Below are 17,205 nucleotides of genomic sequence, written 5' to 3'. Positions count from 1 at the left end.
CATGTCGTAGCGGGGATGAACCTGCAGGTGATCCGCGAATATCGTGGCTGAAGCCGCGCCTGCGATTCCCGCCCGATAAAAACGCCCCTGTTCTTGCGAACAGGGGCGCGAATGGTTGCCCGCCCGAAGGTTACATGTGGCTTTCCGCGTACTCCGCGAGGATCGAGCGCGGCACGCCTTGCAGGGTGATGTGAACGCCGTGAGGGAAATCCTTGAAGCGTTCGGTGAGGTAGGTCAGCCCCGAGCTGGGCGCCGACAGGTACGGCGTATCGATCTGCGCCAGGTTGCCCAGGCACACCACCTTCGAGCCACTGCCCGCACGCGTGATGATGGTCTTCATCTGGTGCGGCGTGAGGTTCTGGCACTCGTCGATGAGGATCAGGCTCTGCTGAAAGCTGCGCCCGCGGATGTAGTTGAGCGATTTGAACTGCAGCGGCACCTTCTGCAGGATGTAGTCGACGCTGCCATGGGTGCTTTCGTCCTCCATGTGCAGGGCCTCGAGGTTATCGGTGATGGCGCCGAGCCAGGGCTCCATCTTCTCCGCCTCGGTACCGGGCAGGAAGCCGATCTCCTGGTCCAGCCCCTGCACGCTGCGGGTGGCGATGATGCGCCGGTAACGCTTGCTGACCATGGTCTGCTCGATGGCCGCCGCCAGCGCCAGGATGGTCTTGCCCGAACCGGCGGCACCGGACAGGTTGACCAGGTGGATGTCCGGGTCGAGCAGCGCGAACAGCGCCAGGGCCTGGTGAATGTCGCGCGGTTTGAGCCCCCAGGCTTCCTGATGCAGCAGCGGCTCCTGGTGCATGTCGAGGATCACCAGTTCGTCGCCCTTGATGGCCTTGATCCAGCCGACGAAACCCTGCTCATCGAGAATGAACTCGTTGACGTGCACGGCGGGCAGGTTGTCGGTGAGCTGCACGCGATGCCAGGTGCGGCCATGATCCTGGCGGGTGTCGACCTTGCTCACACGCTCCCAGAACGAGCCGGGCAGGTCGTGGTATCCCTTCGACAGCAGGGAAACGTCATCGACCAGCTGGTCGGTGTGATAGTCCTCGGCATCGATGCCACAGGCACGCGCCTTCAGGCGCATGTTGATGTCCTTGGTCACCAGTACCACGGACAACCCGGGATTGCGCGTCTTCAGCTCCACCAGCTGGTTGATGATCTTGTTGTCGTTGAGGTTCTCCGGCAGCCAGGTCACCGGCGCCGCGCTCTTGCTCATGAGAATGGAAAGACGCCCGCAGGGGCCGCTCTTGCCGCGCTGTATGGGTACACCGTATTCGACGTCTTCGGGCTCGGCTCCGGCGAGGATCTGGTCGATCAGACGAATCGCCTGGCGACATTCGGCGGCGACGCCATGCTTGCCGGATTTCAGCTTGTCGAGCTCTTCCAGCACCGTCATCGGGATGGCGACGTGGTGTTCTTCGAAGTTCAGCAGGGCATTGGGATCGTGAATCAGGACGTTGGTGTCGAGGGCGTAGAGGGTTGGAGCGGTGGGCTTGGAGCGTCCGTGGTCATCCATACTCGGTCACCTTCTTGTCGTAGCCGGGCGACGCAAAACCAGGGTCGGTGCTGCGCCGGACAGAGACCGCCGATTTTTCAGATCGGGGCCGAAAGGTGGCAAGCAAGGTGAGGGCCAATGGCCGCCACCTGTCTGCAGGTTTCGGCGGTCTTGCTTTTTTATTACCCCAATTCGCATGACAGAAAAATGTTTTTTTCTCGAACCCGGGGTTTATTTGTCGGTGCGACAGATAGCGCTTGGCGCTCACGCAGGACACCGTTAAAGTCCTAAGTCCTACCCGGCTTTCTGCGCCGAATCGCCGCACCCTCTTGCAGCATCCCCCGCGCCAATGCGGTGCAGCGCAGTTCTTCACGCAAGCGTCCATCTGCTTCCCTCCGCCGGCAACCCATGCCGACAGGATCACCCGCACGCCGATGCCTGGGCAGGCGTCGACGCGGTCGCTGTCAATCGCCCCGATAGGTGGTCTTGCCGATCCCCGACCTCTAGAATCGTCGCCACGCTTTCTGGAGACCCTGCCCATGCTGATGGTGATTTCACCGGCCAAGACCCTCGATTACGAGACGCCACCCGCCACCCCGCGCTTCACCCAACCCGAGCACCTCGACCACGCCCAGGAACTGATCGCCCAGCTGCGCGAGTTCAGCCCGGCCCAGATCGCCGAGCTGATGGGCCTGTCGGACAAGCTCGCCGGTCTCAACGCCGCACGCTTCGGCAGCTGGGAACGCCCGTTCAACCCCTCCAACGCCAAACAGGCGCTGCTGGCGTTCAAGGGTGACGTCTACACCGGCCTGAATGCCGAAGACCTCTCCGAGGAAGATTTCGATTTCGCCCAGGCCCACCTGCGCATGCTGTCCGGCCTATATGGCGTGCTGCGGCCACTGGACCTGATGCAGGCCTATCGCCTGGAAATGGGCACCAAGCTGGCCAACGGCCGAGGCAAGGACCTCTATGCCTTCTGGGGCGAACGCATCAGCGGCTGGCTGAACGAAGCGCTGCAGGCCCAAGGCGACGACGTACTGCTCAACCTGGCGTCCAACGAATACTTCGGCGCGGTCAAGCGCAAGGCGTTGAACGCGCGCATCATCGACACCGAGTTCAGGGACCTGAAGAACGGCCAGTACAAGATCATCAGTTTCTACGCCAAGAAAGCACGCGGCCTGATGGCCCGCTACGTGATCAAGGAACGCCTGAACGACCCCGAAGGCCTGAAGGACTTCAACTATCAGGGCTACCGCTACTCGGCCGAACAGTCCCAGGCCGACAAGCTGGTTTTCCTGCGCGACCAGCCCCAGGACTGAACCCGACCTGGCCGCCCGTGCACCGCCTATCGGCTGGTGCGCGGGCTCCGCGTCCGCCCCGCGCACCTCGTCCTCGCCTCTCCCCCGCCATATCCCCGCCCCGATTCCCGCACGCGCCAAAGATTCCCCGGCACGGTGTTGCGCATGCAGAAACCTGCTTGGCATCACAGTTTCAGCTCATCCCAACTTTCCAGCGAACTTATCGCGCCGTTTAGTTATCGGATAGTTTCGAATTAATTAAATCGCGATGTGCCATCATGCATTTTGCAAACTTGCCACTATATTGCGATCAATTAGCCGTTCAGCTCCGGTTCAGCATCAGGACGAACGGTAGGAACTATCGGAAAGCGCCACGACTCATACAGCCCGTAACACATTTCAATACATAACTTTCTTTGTCACTGAACCTGCCTGATTGCGAATTAACTTTCGCCGGACAGACTCGCCCAAACGAAAGTTCCTGTATTCAACAGGGAGATTCACGAACCCGCCAAAGCACTGAAACAGAGGCCTCCCGCGAGGCACAAGCGACAACATCAAAGGGCCACTTTCCTATAAAGGCCCGTACTTGGCACCACTTCCGGTGCCCCACTCTACTTATGCCTGAATGAACTTGCCGCTGTAATGAACAGCAAGTTCACGGACGCGTTTTGGCCATAAGGCCAGTATTTGAAACTGCATCATACGGACGAGGTGAATACCATGCGAATCAGTATCTTCGGTTTGGGTTATGTAGGGGCCGTGTGTGCCGGCTGTTTGTCGGCTCGCGGCCATGACGTGATTGGCGTGGATATTTCCGCGCACAAGATCGACCTGATCAACAACGGCAAATCGCCCATCGTCGAACCGGGCCTGGAAGAACTGCTGCAACAGGGGCTGCGTCAGGGCCGCCTGCGCGGCACCACCGATGTCGCTGCAGCCGTACTGGAAAGCGATGTGTCGTTCATCTGCGTCGGCACGCCGAGCAAGAAGAACGGCGACCTGGAGCTGAACTACATCGAAGGCGTGTGCCGCGAGATCGGCATGGCCATGCGCGACAAGGGCGAGCGCCATACCGTGGTGGTACGCAGCACCGTACTGCCGGGCACCGCGAAGAACGTGGTGCTGCCGATCCTCGAGGACTGCTCGGGCAAGAAGGCCGGCGTCGACTTCGGCCTGGCGGTGAACCCCGAGTTCCTCCGCGAGAGCACCGCAATCAAAGACTACGACTTCCCGCCGATGACCGTCATCGGCGAGCTGGACCGCGCCTCCGGCGACCTGCTGGAAAGCATCTACAGCGAGCTGGACGCACCGGTCATCCGCAAGGACATCGAAGTCGCCGAGATGATCAAGTACACCTGCAACGTCTGGCACGCCGCCAAGGTCACCTTCGCCAACGAGATCGGCAACATCGCCAAGGCCGTCGGCGTCGATGGTCGCGAGGTGATGGACGTGGTCTGCCAGGACCACAAGCTCAACCTCTCCCGCTACTACATGAAGCCCGGCTTCGCCTTCGGCGGCTCCTGCCTGCCCAAGGATGTGCGCGCCCTGAACTACCGTGCCGGCAGCCTGGACGTCGAGGCGCCGCTGATCGGCTCGCTGATGCGCAGCAACGCCGCCCAGGTGCAGAAGGCCTTCGACATCATCTCCAGCCATGACTCGCGCAAGGTCGCGCTGCTCGGCCTGAGCTTCAAGGCCGGCACCGATGACCTGCGCGAAAGCCCGCAGGTGGAGCTGGCGGAAATGCTCATCGGCAAGGGCTTCGACCTGAGCATCTACGACCGCAACGTCGAGTACGCCCGCGTCCACGGTGCCAACAAGGACTACATCGAGTCGAAAATCCCGCACGTCTCCTCGCTGCTCAACAGCGACCTGGAAGACGTGGTGGCGAAGGCCGACATCATCGTCCTGGGCAACAGCGACGAGCGCTTCGCCAAACTGGCCGAGCAGGCGCCGAGCGGCAAGCGCGTGATCGACCTGGTGGGCTTCATGCCCCACGCCAGCAATGGCGTGGCCGAAGGGATCTGCTGGTAAGGGCCTGGCGTGCCCGCGTGCCATACACGCGGGCACCGAGAGACACATATGGACAAGCTCAAGAACGGCCTCAACGAAGCCAGCGGCTGGCTGCTCTACCTCAGCCTGCTGATGCTCCTGGCCCTGGCGTTGCCACGCACGGTGTTCGACCCCGAATCGCGGGACTTCCTCCTGCTCATCGGCATCGTCGGCATCTGGCGCTACTCCATGGGCGCCATGCACTTCGTGCGCGGCTGCCTGTTCCTTTATCTGGTCTACCCCTGGTATCGCCGCAAGGTGCTCAAGCTGGGCAAGGCGGCGGACCCTTCGCATGTCTTCCTGATGGTCACCAGCTTTCGCATCGACGCGCTGACCACCGCCATGGTCTACCGCTCGGTGATTCGCGAAGCCATCGACTGCGGCTACCCGACCACCGTGGTGTGCTCGATCGTCGAGCTCTCCGACGAGTTGCTGATCAAGAACCTCTGGGCGCAGGCCGAGCCCCCCGAGCACGTCAAGCTGGACATCGTGCGCATCCCCGGCACCGGCAAGCGTGACGGCCTGGCCCACGGTTTCCGCGCCATCTCCCGGCAGATGCCGGACGAGCATGCGGTCGCGGCGGTGATCGACGGCGACACCGTGCTCGACCCTGGCGTGGTCAGGAAGTGCGTGCCCTGGTTCAAGCTGTTCCCCAACGTCGGCGGCCTGACCACCAACGAGTTCTGCGAGGTGCGCGGCAGCTACCTGATGAGCGAATGGCACAAGCTGCGCTTCGCCCAACGCCACCTCAACATGTGCTCGATGGCACTCTCCAAGCGCGTGCTGACCATGACCGGCCGCATGTCGGTGTTCCGCGCCAGCGTGGTGACCAACCCCGAGTTCATCACCGACGTCGAGAGCGATCACCTGGAACACTGGCGCCTGGGGCGTTTCCGCTTCCTCACCGGCGACGACAAATCCAGCTGGTTCAGCCTGATGCGCCTGGGCTACGACACCTTCTACGTGCCCGACGCCAGCATCAACACGGTCGAGCACCCGCCGGAGAAGAGCTTCATCAAGGCCAGCCGCAAGCTGATGTTCCGCTGGTACGGCAACAACCTGCGGCAGAACTCGCGCGCCCTGCGCCTGGGTGTGAAGCGCCTCGGTGCCTTCACCAGCCTGGTGCTGTTCGATCAGCGGGTATCGATGTGGACCTGCATCCTCGGCCTGTGCGTGGCGCTCATCGCCAGCATCAAGTACAGCCTGATGTACCTGCTGATCTACCTGCTGTGGATCGGCAGCACGCGCCTGATCCTGACCCTGCTGCTGATGCTCTCCGGGCATCGCATCGGCCCGGCCTACCCGGTCCTTCTCTATTACAACCAGATCGTCGGTGCGCTGGTGAAGATCTACGTGTTCTTCCGCCTCGACCAGCAGTCCTGGACCCGTCAACCGACCAAGTTGAACCGTGGCCTGTCCAGCTTCGCCAGCTGGTTCAACAGCTGGTCGTCACGCGCCATGACCTTCTCTGCCGCCTCCGTCTTCATCGCCGCGCTGCTGGCGCTGGTGTGACCGTACTCGAATAGGAATTAGCCACCATGAACTCTGTCGCCAATCTCAACGTCGTCCATGAGTCCGAAGCCCAGCGCCAGCACGCCCGCGTCAAGCTGCCCGGGCGCCTGCGCTACAGCAATGCCCAGCGCGAGCGTATCGACGCGCGCCTGCAGGATGTCTCCGCGGGTGGTTTCAGCTTCACCAGCGAGAACGCCACGCACAAGGTCGGCGACTTCCATCGCGGCCAGCTGCAGTTCCAGCTCGACAGCCTGGTCCTGGGCCTGGACATCGAGTTCCAGGTCACCTCGGTGCAGCCCGAGCACAACCGTGTCGGCTGCCAGTTCCACGGCCTCGGCGCCCGCGAGACGGCCGCCCTGCGCCACCTGATCAGCGCCCACCTGGCCGGCGAGCTGGTCAATGTCGGCGAAGTGCTGCACATCCTCCAGCGCGACAACTTCACCAAGGCGCGCAAGAACGGTTCCGGCAGCGGCATGGGCGTGTTCGGCCGCCTGCGTGCGGTCACCTTCAGTGGCGCCATCTTCCTCATCGGCCTGGCCGCCTTCGGCTACATCGGCAAGTCGATCTACGGCCTGTACTTCGTCACCCATGCCCAGTCGGCGCAGATCAGCCTGCCGGCGCTGCAGGTGACCATGCCGCGCGAGGGCAGCGTGCAGAGCCTGGCCCAGCCAGACGGGATGATCGAGAAAGGCGCGCCGATCGCCACCTTCACCACCAGCATGCTGGAGATGCTCAAGGGCCACCTGGGCGACGACCAGCTCGAGCCGAGCCAGATCGAGGCGCTGTTCGCCCGCGAGATGCAGGGCACCCTGACCAGCCCGTGCAACTGCAAGATCGCCCGTCAGCTGGTCGCGGACGGCCAGTTCGCCAGCAAGGGCGACGTGATCTTCGAGCTGGTGCCGCAGGATGGCGTGGCCACCGTCAGCGCCAGCTTCCCCTACCGCCACCTGGAGCAGGCCCGTCCGGGCACGCCGGTGACCTTCAAGGTCGCGGGTGAAGCGCAGTCGCGACGCGGCGAGATCGTCAGCAGCAGCCTGCACGACGGCGGCCTGAGCTCGGACATCCGCGTGGTGATCAAGCCGCAGGACACCCTGCCCGCCAGCCTCGCCGGACAGCCGGTGGACGTGGTCATCGACCGTGGCCCGTCGCTGAGCTGGCTGGTCGACCGCGCCGTCGCCGCAGGTCGCTGAGGAGTTCGCCGTGAGCATGCCCCTTCTTCGCCCCGCCCTGCTCGGCCTGGCCGTCGGCGCCACGCTGGCCGGTTGCGCCGGCCTGCCGGACGAGCGCCTGGCCCGTGAAGCCCTGCACAGCGGCGACCAGCAGACTGCCGAATGGCATTTCCGTCAACTCGCCGAGATGGGCTACAGCGACGCGCAGATCGGCCTGGCCGATATCTACGCGGCCGGCGGCCAGGACCAGGATCTGGATGAGGCCGAGCGCATCTATCGCCAGGCCCTGGACGGTTCGCCACGGGCCAAGGCACGCCTCGGCAAGCTGCTGGCACGCAAGCCCGGCAGCAGCCTGGCCGAGCGCCAGGAAGCCGCCGAGCTGCTGGAAAGCGCCAGCCGCGCCGGCGAGCCGAGCGCGCTGCTGCCGCTGACCGAACTCTACCTGTTCTACCCACAGGACTTTCCCGCCATGAACATCGCGCAACGTATCCAAGACTGGCGCCAGGAAGGCCGGCCGCAGGCCGAGCTGGCGCAGATTCTCCTGTACCGCACCGATGGCACCTACGACCAGCACCTGGGCGAGATCGAACGCATCTGCCAGGCCCGCCTGGCCAGCAACGACGCCTGCTATGTGGAACTGGCGACCGTGTACCAGAAGCAGAATCGCGAAGACGACCGCGAAGCGCTGCTCGAGCAACTGCTGGCCGGCTACCGCACGGGCACTGTCTCGCCCAACCAGGTCGAGTCCGTGGCCCAAGTGCTCAGCGACGCCGAGCTCGGCCAGCCGCAGCCGCAACGTGCTCAGGACCTGCTCGAAACCATCGCCCCGGACTACCCGGCGGCCTGGGTCAGCCTGGCGCGCCTGCTCTACGACTACCCGGCGCAGGGCGATACCGAGACCCTGCTCGGCTACCTGGACAAGGGCCGCGAAGCCGCCCTGCCGCGCGCCGAGCTGTTGCTGGGGCGCCTGTACTACGAAGGCAAGCTGCTGCCGAAAGAGCCGCACAAGGCCGAGCAGCACCTGCGCAAGGCCGCGCCCAGCGAGCCCAGCGCCAACTACTACCTGGGACAGCTCTACCTGCGTGGCTACCTCGGCGAGGTCTACGCCCAGCAGGCCCTGGACCACCTGCTCAGCGCTGCGCGCGCCGGCCAGCTCAGCGCCGATTTCGCCCTGGCGCAGATGTTCAGCCAGGGCCGTGGCGTCAAGCCCAACCCGGTCAACGCCTACGTCTTCAGCCAGCTGGCCCTGCCGCGCAACACGCCGCCGACCTTCGAGCTGGCGCACGCGGTCGCCGAGAGCCTGACCCCGGCGCAACTGGCCGAGGGCCAGCGCCTGCTGCGCGAGGAGCGCGATGCTCGCGGCATCGTCCTGCAGCAGCAGGCCGCCCTGCAGGTCAGCCAGCCATGAACAAGGATGCCCGCATGCAGCTAAACCGTATCGTCAGTCAACTGGGACTGGGCGCCAGCCTGCTGGCAGCCAGCACCGCCCCCGTCTGGGCGGCGGATGCAACGAAAAACTTCGGCCTGGACGTGAAGATCACCGCGCAATCGGAAGACGACCGCGACCTGGGCACCCGCAGTGGTGGTGACGTCAACGGCCTCGGCCTCGACGTTCGGCCCTGGGTCTACGGCGAGCGTGGCAACTGGAGCGCCTTCGCCATGGGCCAGGCGGTGACCGCCACCGACACCATCGAGACCGACCCGTTGCAGGACGATGGCGAAACCAGCGAGCAAGGCAACGACGCCCGTCAGCCGGACAAGAGCTACCTGGCGCTGCGCGAATTCTGGGTCGACTACGCCGGCCTCACCGCGTACCCCGGCGAGCACCTGCGCGTCGGGCGCCAGCGCCTGCGCAGTGACGAAGGCACCTGGTGGGACACCAATATCGAGGCCATCAACTGGCGCTTCGACACCACCCTGCTGCAAGCCACCGTCGGCGTCGCCGAGCGCTTCTCCGACTACCGCACCGACCTCGACGACCTGGCGCCCGAAGACGAGGATCGCCAGCACGTCTTCGCCGGCCTCGACTACCAGTGGACGCCCGGCCATCGCATCGGCGCCAAGCTGCACCACAGCCGCGACGACGGCCACCTGGCCAACCCCGGCGAGCGCATCGACGAGCTGAGCAAGCGCTACACCGGCGACCTCACCTGGTTCGGCGTGCACGCCGACGGCGGCTTCTTCGAGCGCAACTCGCGCAACCGCCTCAACTACTGGGCGCAGCTGACCTGGCTGCAGGGCGACACCGATCAGCTGCAACAGCAGGTGGTCGGCGACGAGCGCCTGGCCACCGGCTCGCGCAGCCAGGACGTCGACGCCTGGGCAATCGACCTGGGCCTGCGCTACAGCCTCGACGACAACTGGAAGGTCGGCGCTGCCTACGCCCGTGGCAGCGGCGGTGGCGATGACGATACCTCGCACCAGTTCATGCAGACCGGCCTGCAGAGCAACCGTGCCAACTTCACCGGCGTCGAATCGCGCCTGCACCGCTACGGCGAGGCCTTCCGCGGCGAGCTCTCCAACCTGCAGGTGGCCAGTGCATTCAGCTCCTGGCAGCTGGGCGAGGACTACGACGCCAGCGTCGTCTACCACCGTTTCTGGCGCGTCGATGACGATCAGGACGTTGGTGACAGCGGCATCACCGCGCCGCTGCAAGCCGGCGAGAAAGACATCGGCCAGGAATTCGACCTGGTGCTCACCCGCTACTTCAAGCAGGGCCTGCTGCCAGCCGCTGTGGCCGAACAGCTGGACGAGCGCTCGGCACTGGTACGTCTGCGCGCCGGCGTGTTCCTGCCCGGCGATGCCTATGGCAGCGGCACCGACTCGGTGATGCACCGCGCCTTCGTCGACTTCATCTGGCGCTTCTGAGGGATCGGACCATGCAACCCAACGGCTTAGCCCTACCCCTGCTGCTCGGCGCGCTGTGCCTCGGCGTGCCGCTGGCCCAGGCCAACCCGCAGCACCACCAGTTCGACTACCGCGTGCGCAGCGCTCCGGCCGAGGAGCTGCACATGGAAACGCCCAAGCTGCCGGACCTGTCCGGCTACACCAAGGACGCCGTGCTGGCGAAGATTCCACGCGGGCACAAGGGCAAGGTGGTGGTGCGGCGCATGCTGCGCCAGGACGCGCTGAAGGACTTCACCGGGGGCAACGAGCGCCTGCGCGAATGGATCGAGCGCCAGCAAGGCATGCCCCACGCGATCTTCATCGAAGGCGGCCTGGTCACCGCCCAGGACCTGGCCGAGGCGCTGCCTGACAGCCAGTTCGCCGAGCAGGCACCGGGCGTGTACATCGCCCGCCTGCCCATCGTCGTCGCCGCGGGCGCCGCGCTGCACGTTGGCAAGCAAACCCGCGAGCTGCGCCTGTCGCAGGAACGCGGCGCGTTTCTGGTCAACGACGGCCTGATGTTCCTCACCGACACCCGCGTCACCGCCTGGCGCGAGGCGGACAACGGCCCGGCGACCTTCCGCGAGGCCAAGGAGTTTCGCCCCTTCCTGGTGTCCTGGGGCGGCAGCGAGCTGTACATCGCCAGCAGCGTGCTGACCAGCCTGGGCTACGACAACTCCAAGTCCTACGGCGTGTCGATCACCCAGTACACGCCGAACATGCACGAGCGCCTGCAGCGTGCAGAGCCGACCGGCTGGCTGATCGACTCGGAGTTCGTCGACCACTGGTACGGCTTCTACTGCTACGAAGCGCAGAACGTGGTGATCAAGGGCAACACCTACCGCGACAACATCGTCTACGGCATCGACCCGCACGACCGCTCGCACGGCCTGATCATCGCCGAGAACACCGTGTTCGGCACCAAGAAGAAGCACGGCATCATCATCTCGCGCGAGGTCAACGACAGCTGGATCATCAACAACGAGAGCTACGACAACAAGCTCTCCGGGGTGGTGATCGACCGCAGCAGCGTGCGCAACCTGATCGCCTACAACCGCGTGCACGGCAACCATTCCGACGGCATCACGCTGTACGAGAGCGGCGACAACCTGCTGTGGGGCAACCAGGTGCTGCGCAACCGGCGCCACGGCATCCGCATCCGCAACAGCGAGAACATCCGCCTCTACGACAACCTGTCGGCGATGAACCAGCTGACCGGCGTGTACGGCCACATCAAGGACCTGAGCAACACCGACCGCGACCTGGAACTGGACCCGTTCGACACCAAGATCTCGATGATCATCGTCGGCGGCACCCTGGCCGGCAACGGCTCCAGCCCGATCAACATCGACTCGCCGCTTTCCGTCGAGATGTACCGCGTGAAGATGCTCGCGCCGAGCAAGGCCAGCGGCATCCAGCTGGCCGGGATTCTCGGCGAGAAGCAGGACGAGATTCTCGACCTCATGGTGCGCCAGCGCCTGCCCGTGCTGATCGACCCGATCGAGCCCGAGAAACTGACCAATTGATGAGGCCAAAGATGACACCATCGCCCTTCAAACTCCTCTCCCTGAGCATGGCCTGCGCCCTGTCCAGCACGGCGCTGCAAGCCGAAGAGCGGCAGGCGCCGCAGTATCAGGTCGAGGACTGCTGCTCGCTGTGCCCGGCAGCGCACGACGCCAGCCGCTACACCAGCAACTACATGAAGAACTTCGTCACCCTGCTCGATGCCGACGAAGGCTGGCTGTTCCGCAGCGTGGAAGACCTGCGCACCGAATTCGGCACCAGCGAGGTCGGCTATCGCCGCCTCAAGGAACTGCGCGACGGCCTCAAGCAGCGCGGCGTCGAGCTGGTGGTGGTCTACCAACCGACCCGTGGCCTGGTCAATCGCGACAAGCTGCGCCCCGCCGACTACCAGCGCTTCGACTACGACAAGGCCCTGCGCAACTACCGCCAGGCCCTCAACCGTTTCGAGCAGCTGGGGATCTGGGTCCCCGACCTGAGCGGCCTCACCGACGAACACAGCGAGCAGGACTTCTACTTCCGCCGCGACCAGCACTGGACACCCTATGGCGCCGAACGCACCGCGCGCCTGGTGGCCGAAACGATCAAGCGCATTCCCGGCTTCGAGGACATCCCGCGCAAGGAATTCGTCACCCAGCGCGTCGGCCTGATGGGCAAGACCGGCACCATGCAGAACGTCGCCAGCCAGCTGTGCGGCACCGGCTACGCGGTGCAGTACGTCGACCAGTTCATCACCGAACCCAAGGACGCCAGCGATGGCGACGCCCTGTTCGGCGACGAGAGCAGCCCGAGGATCACCCTGGTCGGCACCAGCCACAGCGGCAAGAACTACAACTTCGGCGGCTTCCTCGAAGAGTACCTGGGCACCGACGTGCTCAACGCCGCCTTTCCGGGCGGTGGCCTGGAAGGCGCGATGCTCGAATACCTGGGCAGCGAGTCGTTCCAGAACGACCCGCCGCAGATTCTCATCTGGGAGTTCTCGCCGCTGTACGACCTCGCCTCGGACAAGATCCACCGCCAGCTGATGGCCACCCTGAACAACGGCTGCGCAGGCCAGACCGAGCTGCTCAGCAGCGAGAAGCGCCTGCATCCCGGCAGCAACGAGGTGCTGGTCAACGGCAAGAACAAGCTGCTGACCCTGGCCGGCAATCGCCACCAGCTCGACCTGCGCTTCAGCGATCCGTCGGTCAAGCGCGTCGACGCCACCATCTGGTACCTCAACGGCCGCCGCGAGCAGATCAAGCTGGAGAAACCCAACACCGTCGACACCGACGGACGCTTCGCCGTCGAACTGCGTGACGAGCCGGGCTGGGGCGACGAGAACTTCTTCGCCCTGGAAATCGAGAAACCCGCAGACAGCGACGACGACCTGAAAGTCCAGGCCAGCCTGTGCCAGCGCCCGGGTGGCGCCGCCCAGCAGGTCGCCCGGCACGGCGCGGACGACTGAGGAGGCCACCATGCCCATGCGACTCGCCCCACTCACGCTCATGAGCCTGCTGCTCAGCGCCCCGGCCTTCGCCGCGCTACAACCGCCGCCCGGCTACCACGCCGCCGTCGGCCAGCGCGGCGGCGAAGCGCCCAGCTGCCAGGCCGTGCCCCGTCCCTATACCGGCGACCTGCAGTTCACCAGCAAGTACGAAGGCTCGAACAGCGCGCGCGCCACGCTCAACCGCAAGGCCGAGAAGAACTTCCGCGAGCAGACCGCGAACATCACCCGCCTGGAGAAGGAAGCCGGACGGATGATCACCTACTACATGCGCACCGGCCAGCAGGGCCACCTGGACTGCGCCGTGGAGTGGCTCGACCAGTGGGCCAGCGCCGATGCCCTGGAGTCCGAGCAGTTCAACCACACTGGCAAGTCGATGCGCAAATGGGCGCTGGGCAGCCTCGCCGGCGCCTGGCTGCGCCTGAAGTTCTCCGAGTCGCAGCCGCTGGCGGCCTACCCGCAGCAGAGCGCGCGCATCGAGGCCTGGTTCACCCGCCTGGCCGAGCACACGGTGCGCGAATGGAGCGGCCTGCCGCTGCGCAAGATCAACAACCACAGCTACTGGGCCGCCTGGTCGGTGATGGCGGTGGCCGTCATCGCCGATCGCCGCGACCTGTTCGACTGGTCAGTGGAGCAGTTCCGCGTCGCCGCCGGCCAGGTCGATGCCGACGGCTACCTGGCCAACGAGATGCGTCGCAGTCAGCGCGCCCTGGCGTACCACAACTACGCCCTGCCGCCGCTGGCGATGATCGCCGCATTCGCCCAGGCCAACGATGTCGACCTGCGCGACGCCAATCACGGCGCCCTGCAACGCCTGGCCGAACGGGTGCTGCAAGGTGCCCGCGACCCCGCTGCCTTTGCCCGTCGCAGTGGCGCCGAGCAGGACATGGCGGAGCTGCACAAGGACTACAAGTACGCCTGGCTGGCGCCTTACTGCAGCCTCTATGCCTGTGACGAGCAGACCCGCGAGCTGAACCAGGAGCGGGGGCCGTTCAACAGCTTCCGCCTCGGTGGCGAGGTGACGCAGGTGTTCGAAAAACCCTAGAGGCGGCTTGCCGGCGATGCTTTCAGAAGCCGATCGCCGGCAAGCCGGCTCCTACACGTAGCAAAACAAACCCTCCGCTCGCGGGGGGAAAGGGGGGCGCTGCCCCGGCTGTTCACGGAGAAGCACGGATGGTCTTTTCATCCAACGTATTTCTGTTCCTGTTCCTGCCGATCTTCCTCGGCCTGTACTACCTGTGCCCGAACCGCGGGCGCAACCTGCTGATCCTGATCGGCAGCTACACCTTCTACGCCTGGTGGCGGGTGGACTTCCTCCTGCTGTTCGCCGCCGTGACGCTGTGGAACTACCTCTTCGGCCTGCGTATCCAGGCGCATGCCGGCACCCAGGCAGCGCGCCGCTGGGTGGCCGTGGGGGTGATCGGCAACCTGGCCACCCTGGGCTATTTCAAGTACGCCAACTTCGGCGTGGCCAACATCAATGCCCTGCTGGAAGCCGCCGGCATGCAGCCGTTCGTGCTGACCCAGGTGATCCTGCCGATCGGTATTTCCTTCTACATCTTCCAGTCGATCAGCTACCTGATCGACGTGTACCGCAAGGACACCGAACCCACGCGCAACCTGATCAACTTCGCCGCGTTCATCGCCCTGTTCCCGCAGCTGATCGCCGGCCCCGTGCTGCGCTACAAGGACCTGGCCGACCAGTTCACCGACCGCACGCACAGCCTGGACAAGTTCTCCGAAGGCGCCACGCGCTTCATGCAGGGCTTCGTCAAGAAGGTATTCATCGCCGACAGCCTGGCACCGCTGGTCGACCACTGCTTCGCGCTGGACAACCCGACCACCGGCGAGGCCTGGCTGGGCATGGTCGCCTACACCGCGCAGCTGTACTTCGACTTCTCCGGCTACAGCGACATGGCCATCGGCCTGGGCCTGATGATGGGCTTCCGCTTCATGGAGAACTTCAACCAGCCCTACATCAGCCAGTCGATCACCGAATTCTGGCGACGCTGGCACATCAGCCTGTCCACCTGGCTGCGCGACTACCTGTACGTACCGCTGGGGGGCAACCGCCACGGCACCTTCAACACCTACCGCAACCTGTTTCTGACCATGCTGCTGGGCGGTTTCTGGCATGGCGCGAACTGGACCTTCCTGATCTGGGGCGCCTGGCACGGCACCTGGCTGGCCATCGAACGCGCACTGGGCGTGAAGGCCGCGGCCACCCAGTTCAATCTGTTCAAGTGGGCCTTCACCCTGCTGCTGGTGATGCTCGGCTGGGTGATCTTCCGCGCCGAGAACCTCGAGGTCGCCGGGCGCATGTACGCCGCCCTGTTCGCCTTCGACGACTGGCGCCTGAGCGAGCTGACCCTGGCGCGCATCACCGGCCTGCAGATGAGCACGCTGCTCCTGGCCTGGGTGGTGATCGCCCTGTGCGGCGCCCGGCAGTTCCTCGCCGGTCGTCGCCACGCGCCGGGGATGACCCTGGCCGGCGCCGGCGCTGCCCTGCAGGCCGTGGACATGCGCACGGTCGCCCTGCGTGGCGCGCTGCTCCTGCTGTTCTGCGCCTCGCTGCTCAAGCTCTCGGCGCAGAGCTACTCCCCCTTCCTCTACTTCCAGTTCTGAACGGAGGCCGATGATGAACCGCCCCATCAAGACGCTCTACGTCGTACTGTTCAGCCTGCTCCTGCTGCCCGTCAGCCTGCTCGCGCTGGCCAATCTCGCCGACTACCGCATGCCGGCCAAGCCCAGCGTACTGGATGGCGGCCTGGCCAAGAGCATCGAGCAGCACTACGACGAGCAGTTTCCCCTGAAGCAGGCCGGCATCAACCTGTGGGCAGCGCTGGAGTACCTGGCCTTCGGTGAAGGGCGCAGCGGCCTGGTGATCGGTGACGGCGGCTGGCTGTACTCGGACGAGGAGTTCGACCCGGTGCCCGACGCCCAGCGCCAGATGCGCGACAACCTGGCGCTGATCCGGGGCGTGCAGCGCCAGCTGGAGCAGCGCGACATCCACCTGGTGCTGGCCATCCTCCCGGCCAAGACCCGCCTGTATCCGGAACACACCGGCGAGCACCACCCGAGCGCCCTGCAGACCAGCCTCTACCCGCGCTTCCACCGCGCCGTGCGCAATGCCGGAATCGCCGCGCCCGACCTGCTCGGCCCGCTGCTGGCCGGCAAGGGCAAGGCGCAGATGTTCCTGCGTACCGATACCCACTGGACGCCTCAGGGCGCCGATGTCACCGCACGCGCCCTGAGCGACGTGGTGCGCAGCGCGGTGCAGCTGCGTGGCGAACCCCAGCGGTTCGTGACCGAGACCGTCGAGACCCGCGCGCACCAGGGCGACCTGACCCGCTTCCTGCCCCTGGCGCCGCTGTTCGAAAGCCTGTTGCCGCGAGCCGATCAGCTGCAACAGCGCGAAACCCACAGCGCCCAGGCCAGCAGCGACGACCTGTTCGCCGACAGCGACATGCCGGTGGCCCTGGTCGGCACCAGCTACAGCGCCAACCCGGCCTGGAACTTCGCCGGCGCGCTGCGCCAGCACCTGCAGCGTGACCTCGGCAACTACGCCGAGGAAGGCGAAGGCCCGCTGGTGCCGATGCTCAAGTACCTGCAGAGCGAGGAATTCGCGGACAACCCGCCGCAGCTGGTGATCTGGGAGTTCCCCGAGCGCTACCTGCCGATGACCAGCGATTTCACCGATTTCGACCCGCAATGGCTCGCCGCCCTCAAGGCGGGCGGCGAGCGCCAGGGGCTGGCTGCGGCCAGTCACTGATTCATCCC

Annotated in this window: 13 protein-coding genes; 11 read left to right on the top strand and 2 right to left on the bottom strand. The window is 65.3% G+C overall.

Annotated elements, in window-relative coordinates; genetic code table 11:
• Positions 1-130: 130 nt before the first annotated feature.
• Both FIV02_RS05180 and FIV02_RS05175 read right to left on the bottom strand, forming a co-directional pair.
• Positions 131-1,522: a PhoH family protein gene (locus FIV02_RS05180; protein ID WP_037046840.1), complete on the bottom strand. Its 1,392-nt coding sequence runs from the start codon at positions 1,520-1,522 to the stop codon at positions 131-133.
• Positions 1,515-1,769, bottom strand: a complete 255-nt coding sequence (locus tag FIV02_RS05175) for a hypothetical protein (protein WP_134677771.1) — start codon at positions 1,767-1,769, stop codon at positions 1,515-1,517. The genes FIV02_RS05180 and FIV02_RS05175 overlap by 8 nt, the downstream gene beginning before the upstream one ends.
• 271 nt (positions 1,770-2,040) lie before the next feature.
• Here FIV02_RS05175 and yaaA point away from each other — a divergent pair, with 271 nt between their 5' ends.
• The 11 genes from yaaA (at position 2,041) to FIV02_RS05120 (ending at position 17,197) form a co-directional block, all read left to right on the top strand.
• Positions 2,041-2,820: a peroxide stress protein YaaA gene (gene yaaA / locus FIV02_RS05170; RefSeq protein WP_152487993.1), complete on the top strand. Its 780-nt coding sequence runs from the start codon at positions 2,041-2,043 to the stop codon at positions 2,818-2,820.
• Positions 2,821-3,522: 702 nt separating this feature from the next.
• A complete protein-coding gene (gene algD, locus FIV02_RS05165) occupies positions 3,523-4,833 on the top strand; it encodes a GDP-mannose 6-dehydrogenase (RefSeq protein ID WP_037047397.1) in 1,311 nt (436 codons plus the stop codon).
• Positions 4,834-4,881: 48 nt separating this feature from the next.
• Positions 4,882-6,363: a mannuronan synthase gene (gene alg8, locus FIV02_RS05160; RefSeq protein ID WP_047587947.1), complete on the top strand. Its 1,482-nt coding sequence runs from the start codon at positions 4,882-4,884 to the stop codon at positions 6,361-6,363.
• Positions 6,364-6,389: 26 nt separating this feature from the next.
• On the top strand, positions 6,390-7,553 hold the full coding sequence (locus tag FIV02_RS05155; protein ID WP_150608254.1) for an alginate biosynthesis protein Alg44: 1,164 nt from the start codon (positions 6,390-6,392) through the stop codon (positions 7,551-7,553).
• 10 nt (positions 7,554-7,563) lie between these two features.
• A complete protein-coding gene (gene algK, locus FIV02_RS05150; protein WP_152487992.1) occupies positions 7,564-8,940 on the top strand; it encodes an alginate biosynthesis TPR repeat lipoprotein AlgK in 1,377 nt (458 codons plus the stop codon).
• A gap of 14 nt (positions 8,941-8,954) precedes the next feature.
• Positions 8,955-10,400, top strand: coding sequence for an alginate export family protein (locus FIV02_RS05145; RefSeq protein ID WP_152490089.1), 1,446 nt, complete (start codon positions 8,955-8,957; stop codon positions 10,398-10,400).
• Positions 10,401-10,411: 11 nt separating this feature from the next.
• Positions 10,412-11,944 carry a mannuronan 5-epimerase AlgG gene (gene algG / locus FIV02_RS05140; protein ID WP_152487991.1) on the top strand — a complete coding sequence of 511 codons (1,533 nt, stop codon included), beginning with the start codon at positions 10,412-10,414 and terminating at the stop codon, positions 11,942-11,944.
• An 11-nt stretch (positions 11,945-11,955) separates the two neighbouring features.
• Positions 11,956-13,386 carry an alginate O-acetyltransferase gene (locus FIV02_RS05135; RefSeq protein ID WP_152487990.1) on the top strand — a complete coding sequence of 477 codons (1,431 nt, stop codon included), beginning with the start codon at positions 11,956-11,958 and terminating at the stop codon, positions 13,384-13,386.
• A 10-nt stretch (positions 13,387-13,396) separates the two neighbouring features.
• Positions 13,397-14,470 carry a mannuronate-specific alginate lyase gene (locus FIV02_RS05130; protein WP_134678105.1) on the top strand — a complete coding sequence of 358 codons (1,074 nt, stop codon included), beginning with the start codon at positions 13,397-13,399 and terminating at the stop codon, positions 14,468-14,470.
• A 128-nt stretch (positions 14,471-14,598) separates the two neighbouring features.
• Positions 14,599-16,050 (top strand): MBOAT family protein, encoded by a 1,452-nt coding sequence (locus FIV02_RS05125; protein ID WP_152487989.1) that lies wholly within the window; start codon positions 14,599-14,601, stop codon positions 16,048-16,050.
• 13 nt (positions 16,051-16,063) lie between these two features.
• On the top strand, positions 16,064-17,197 hold the full coding sequence (locus FIV02_RS05120) for an alginate O-acetyltransferase (protein WP_152487988.1): 1,134 nt from the start codon (positions 16,064-16,066) through the stop codon (positions 17,195-17,197).
• Positions 17,198-17,205 lie beyond the last annotated feature (8 nt).

Origin of the sequence: Pseudomonas sp. THAF187a (assembly GCF_009363395.1) — a bacterium.
GTDB classification, from domain to species: domain Bacteria; phylum Pseudomonadota; class Gammaproteobacteria; order Pseudomonadales; family Pseudomonadaceae; genus Aquipseudomonas; species Aquipseudomonas khazarica.
Note: the sequence above shows the minus strand (reverse complement) of the source record. Positions and strands in the feature narration are given on the sequence as shown.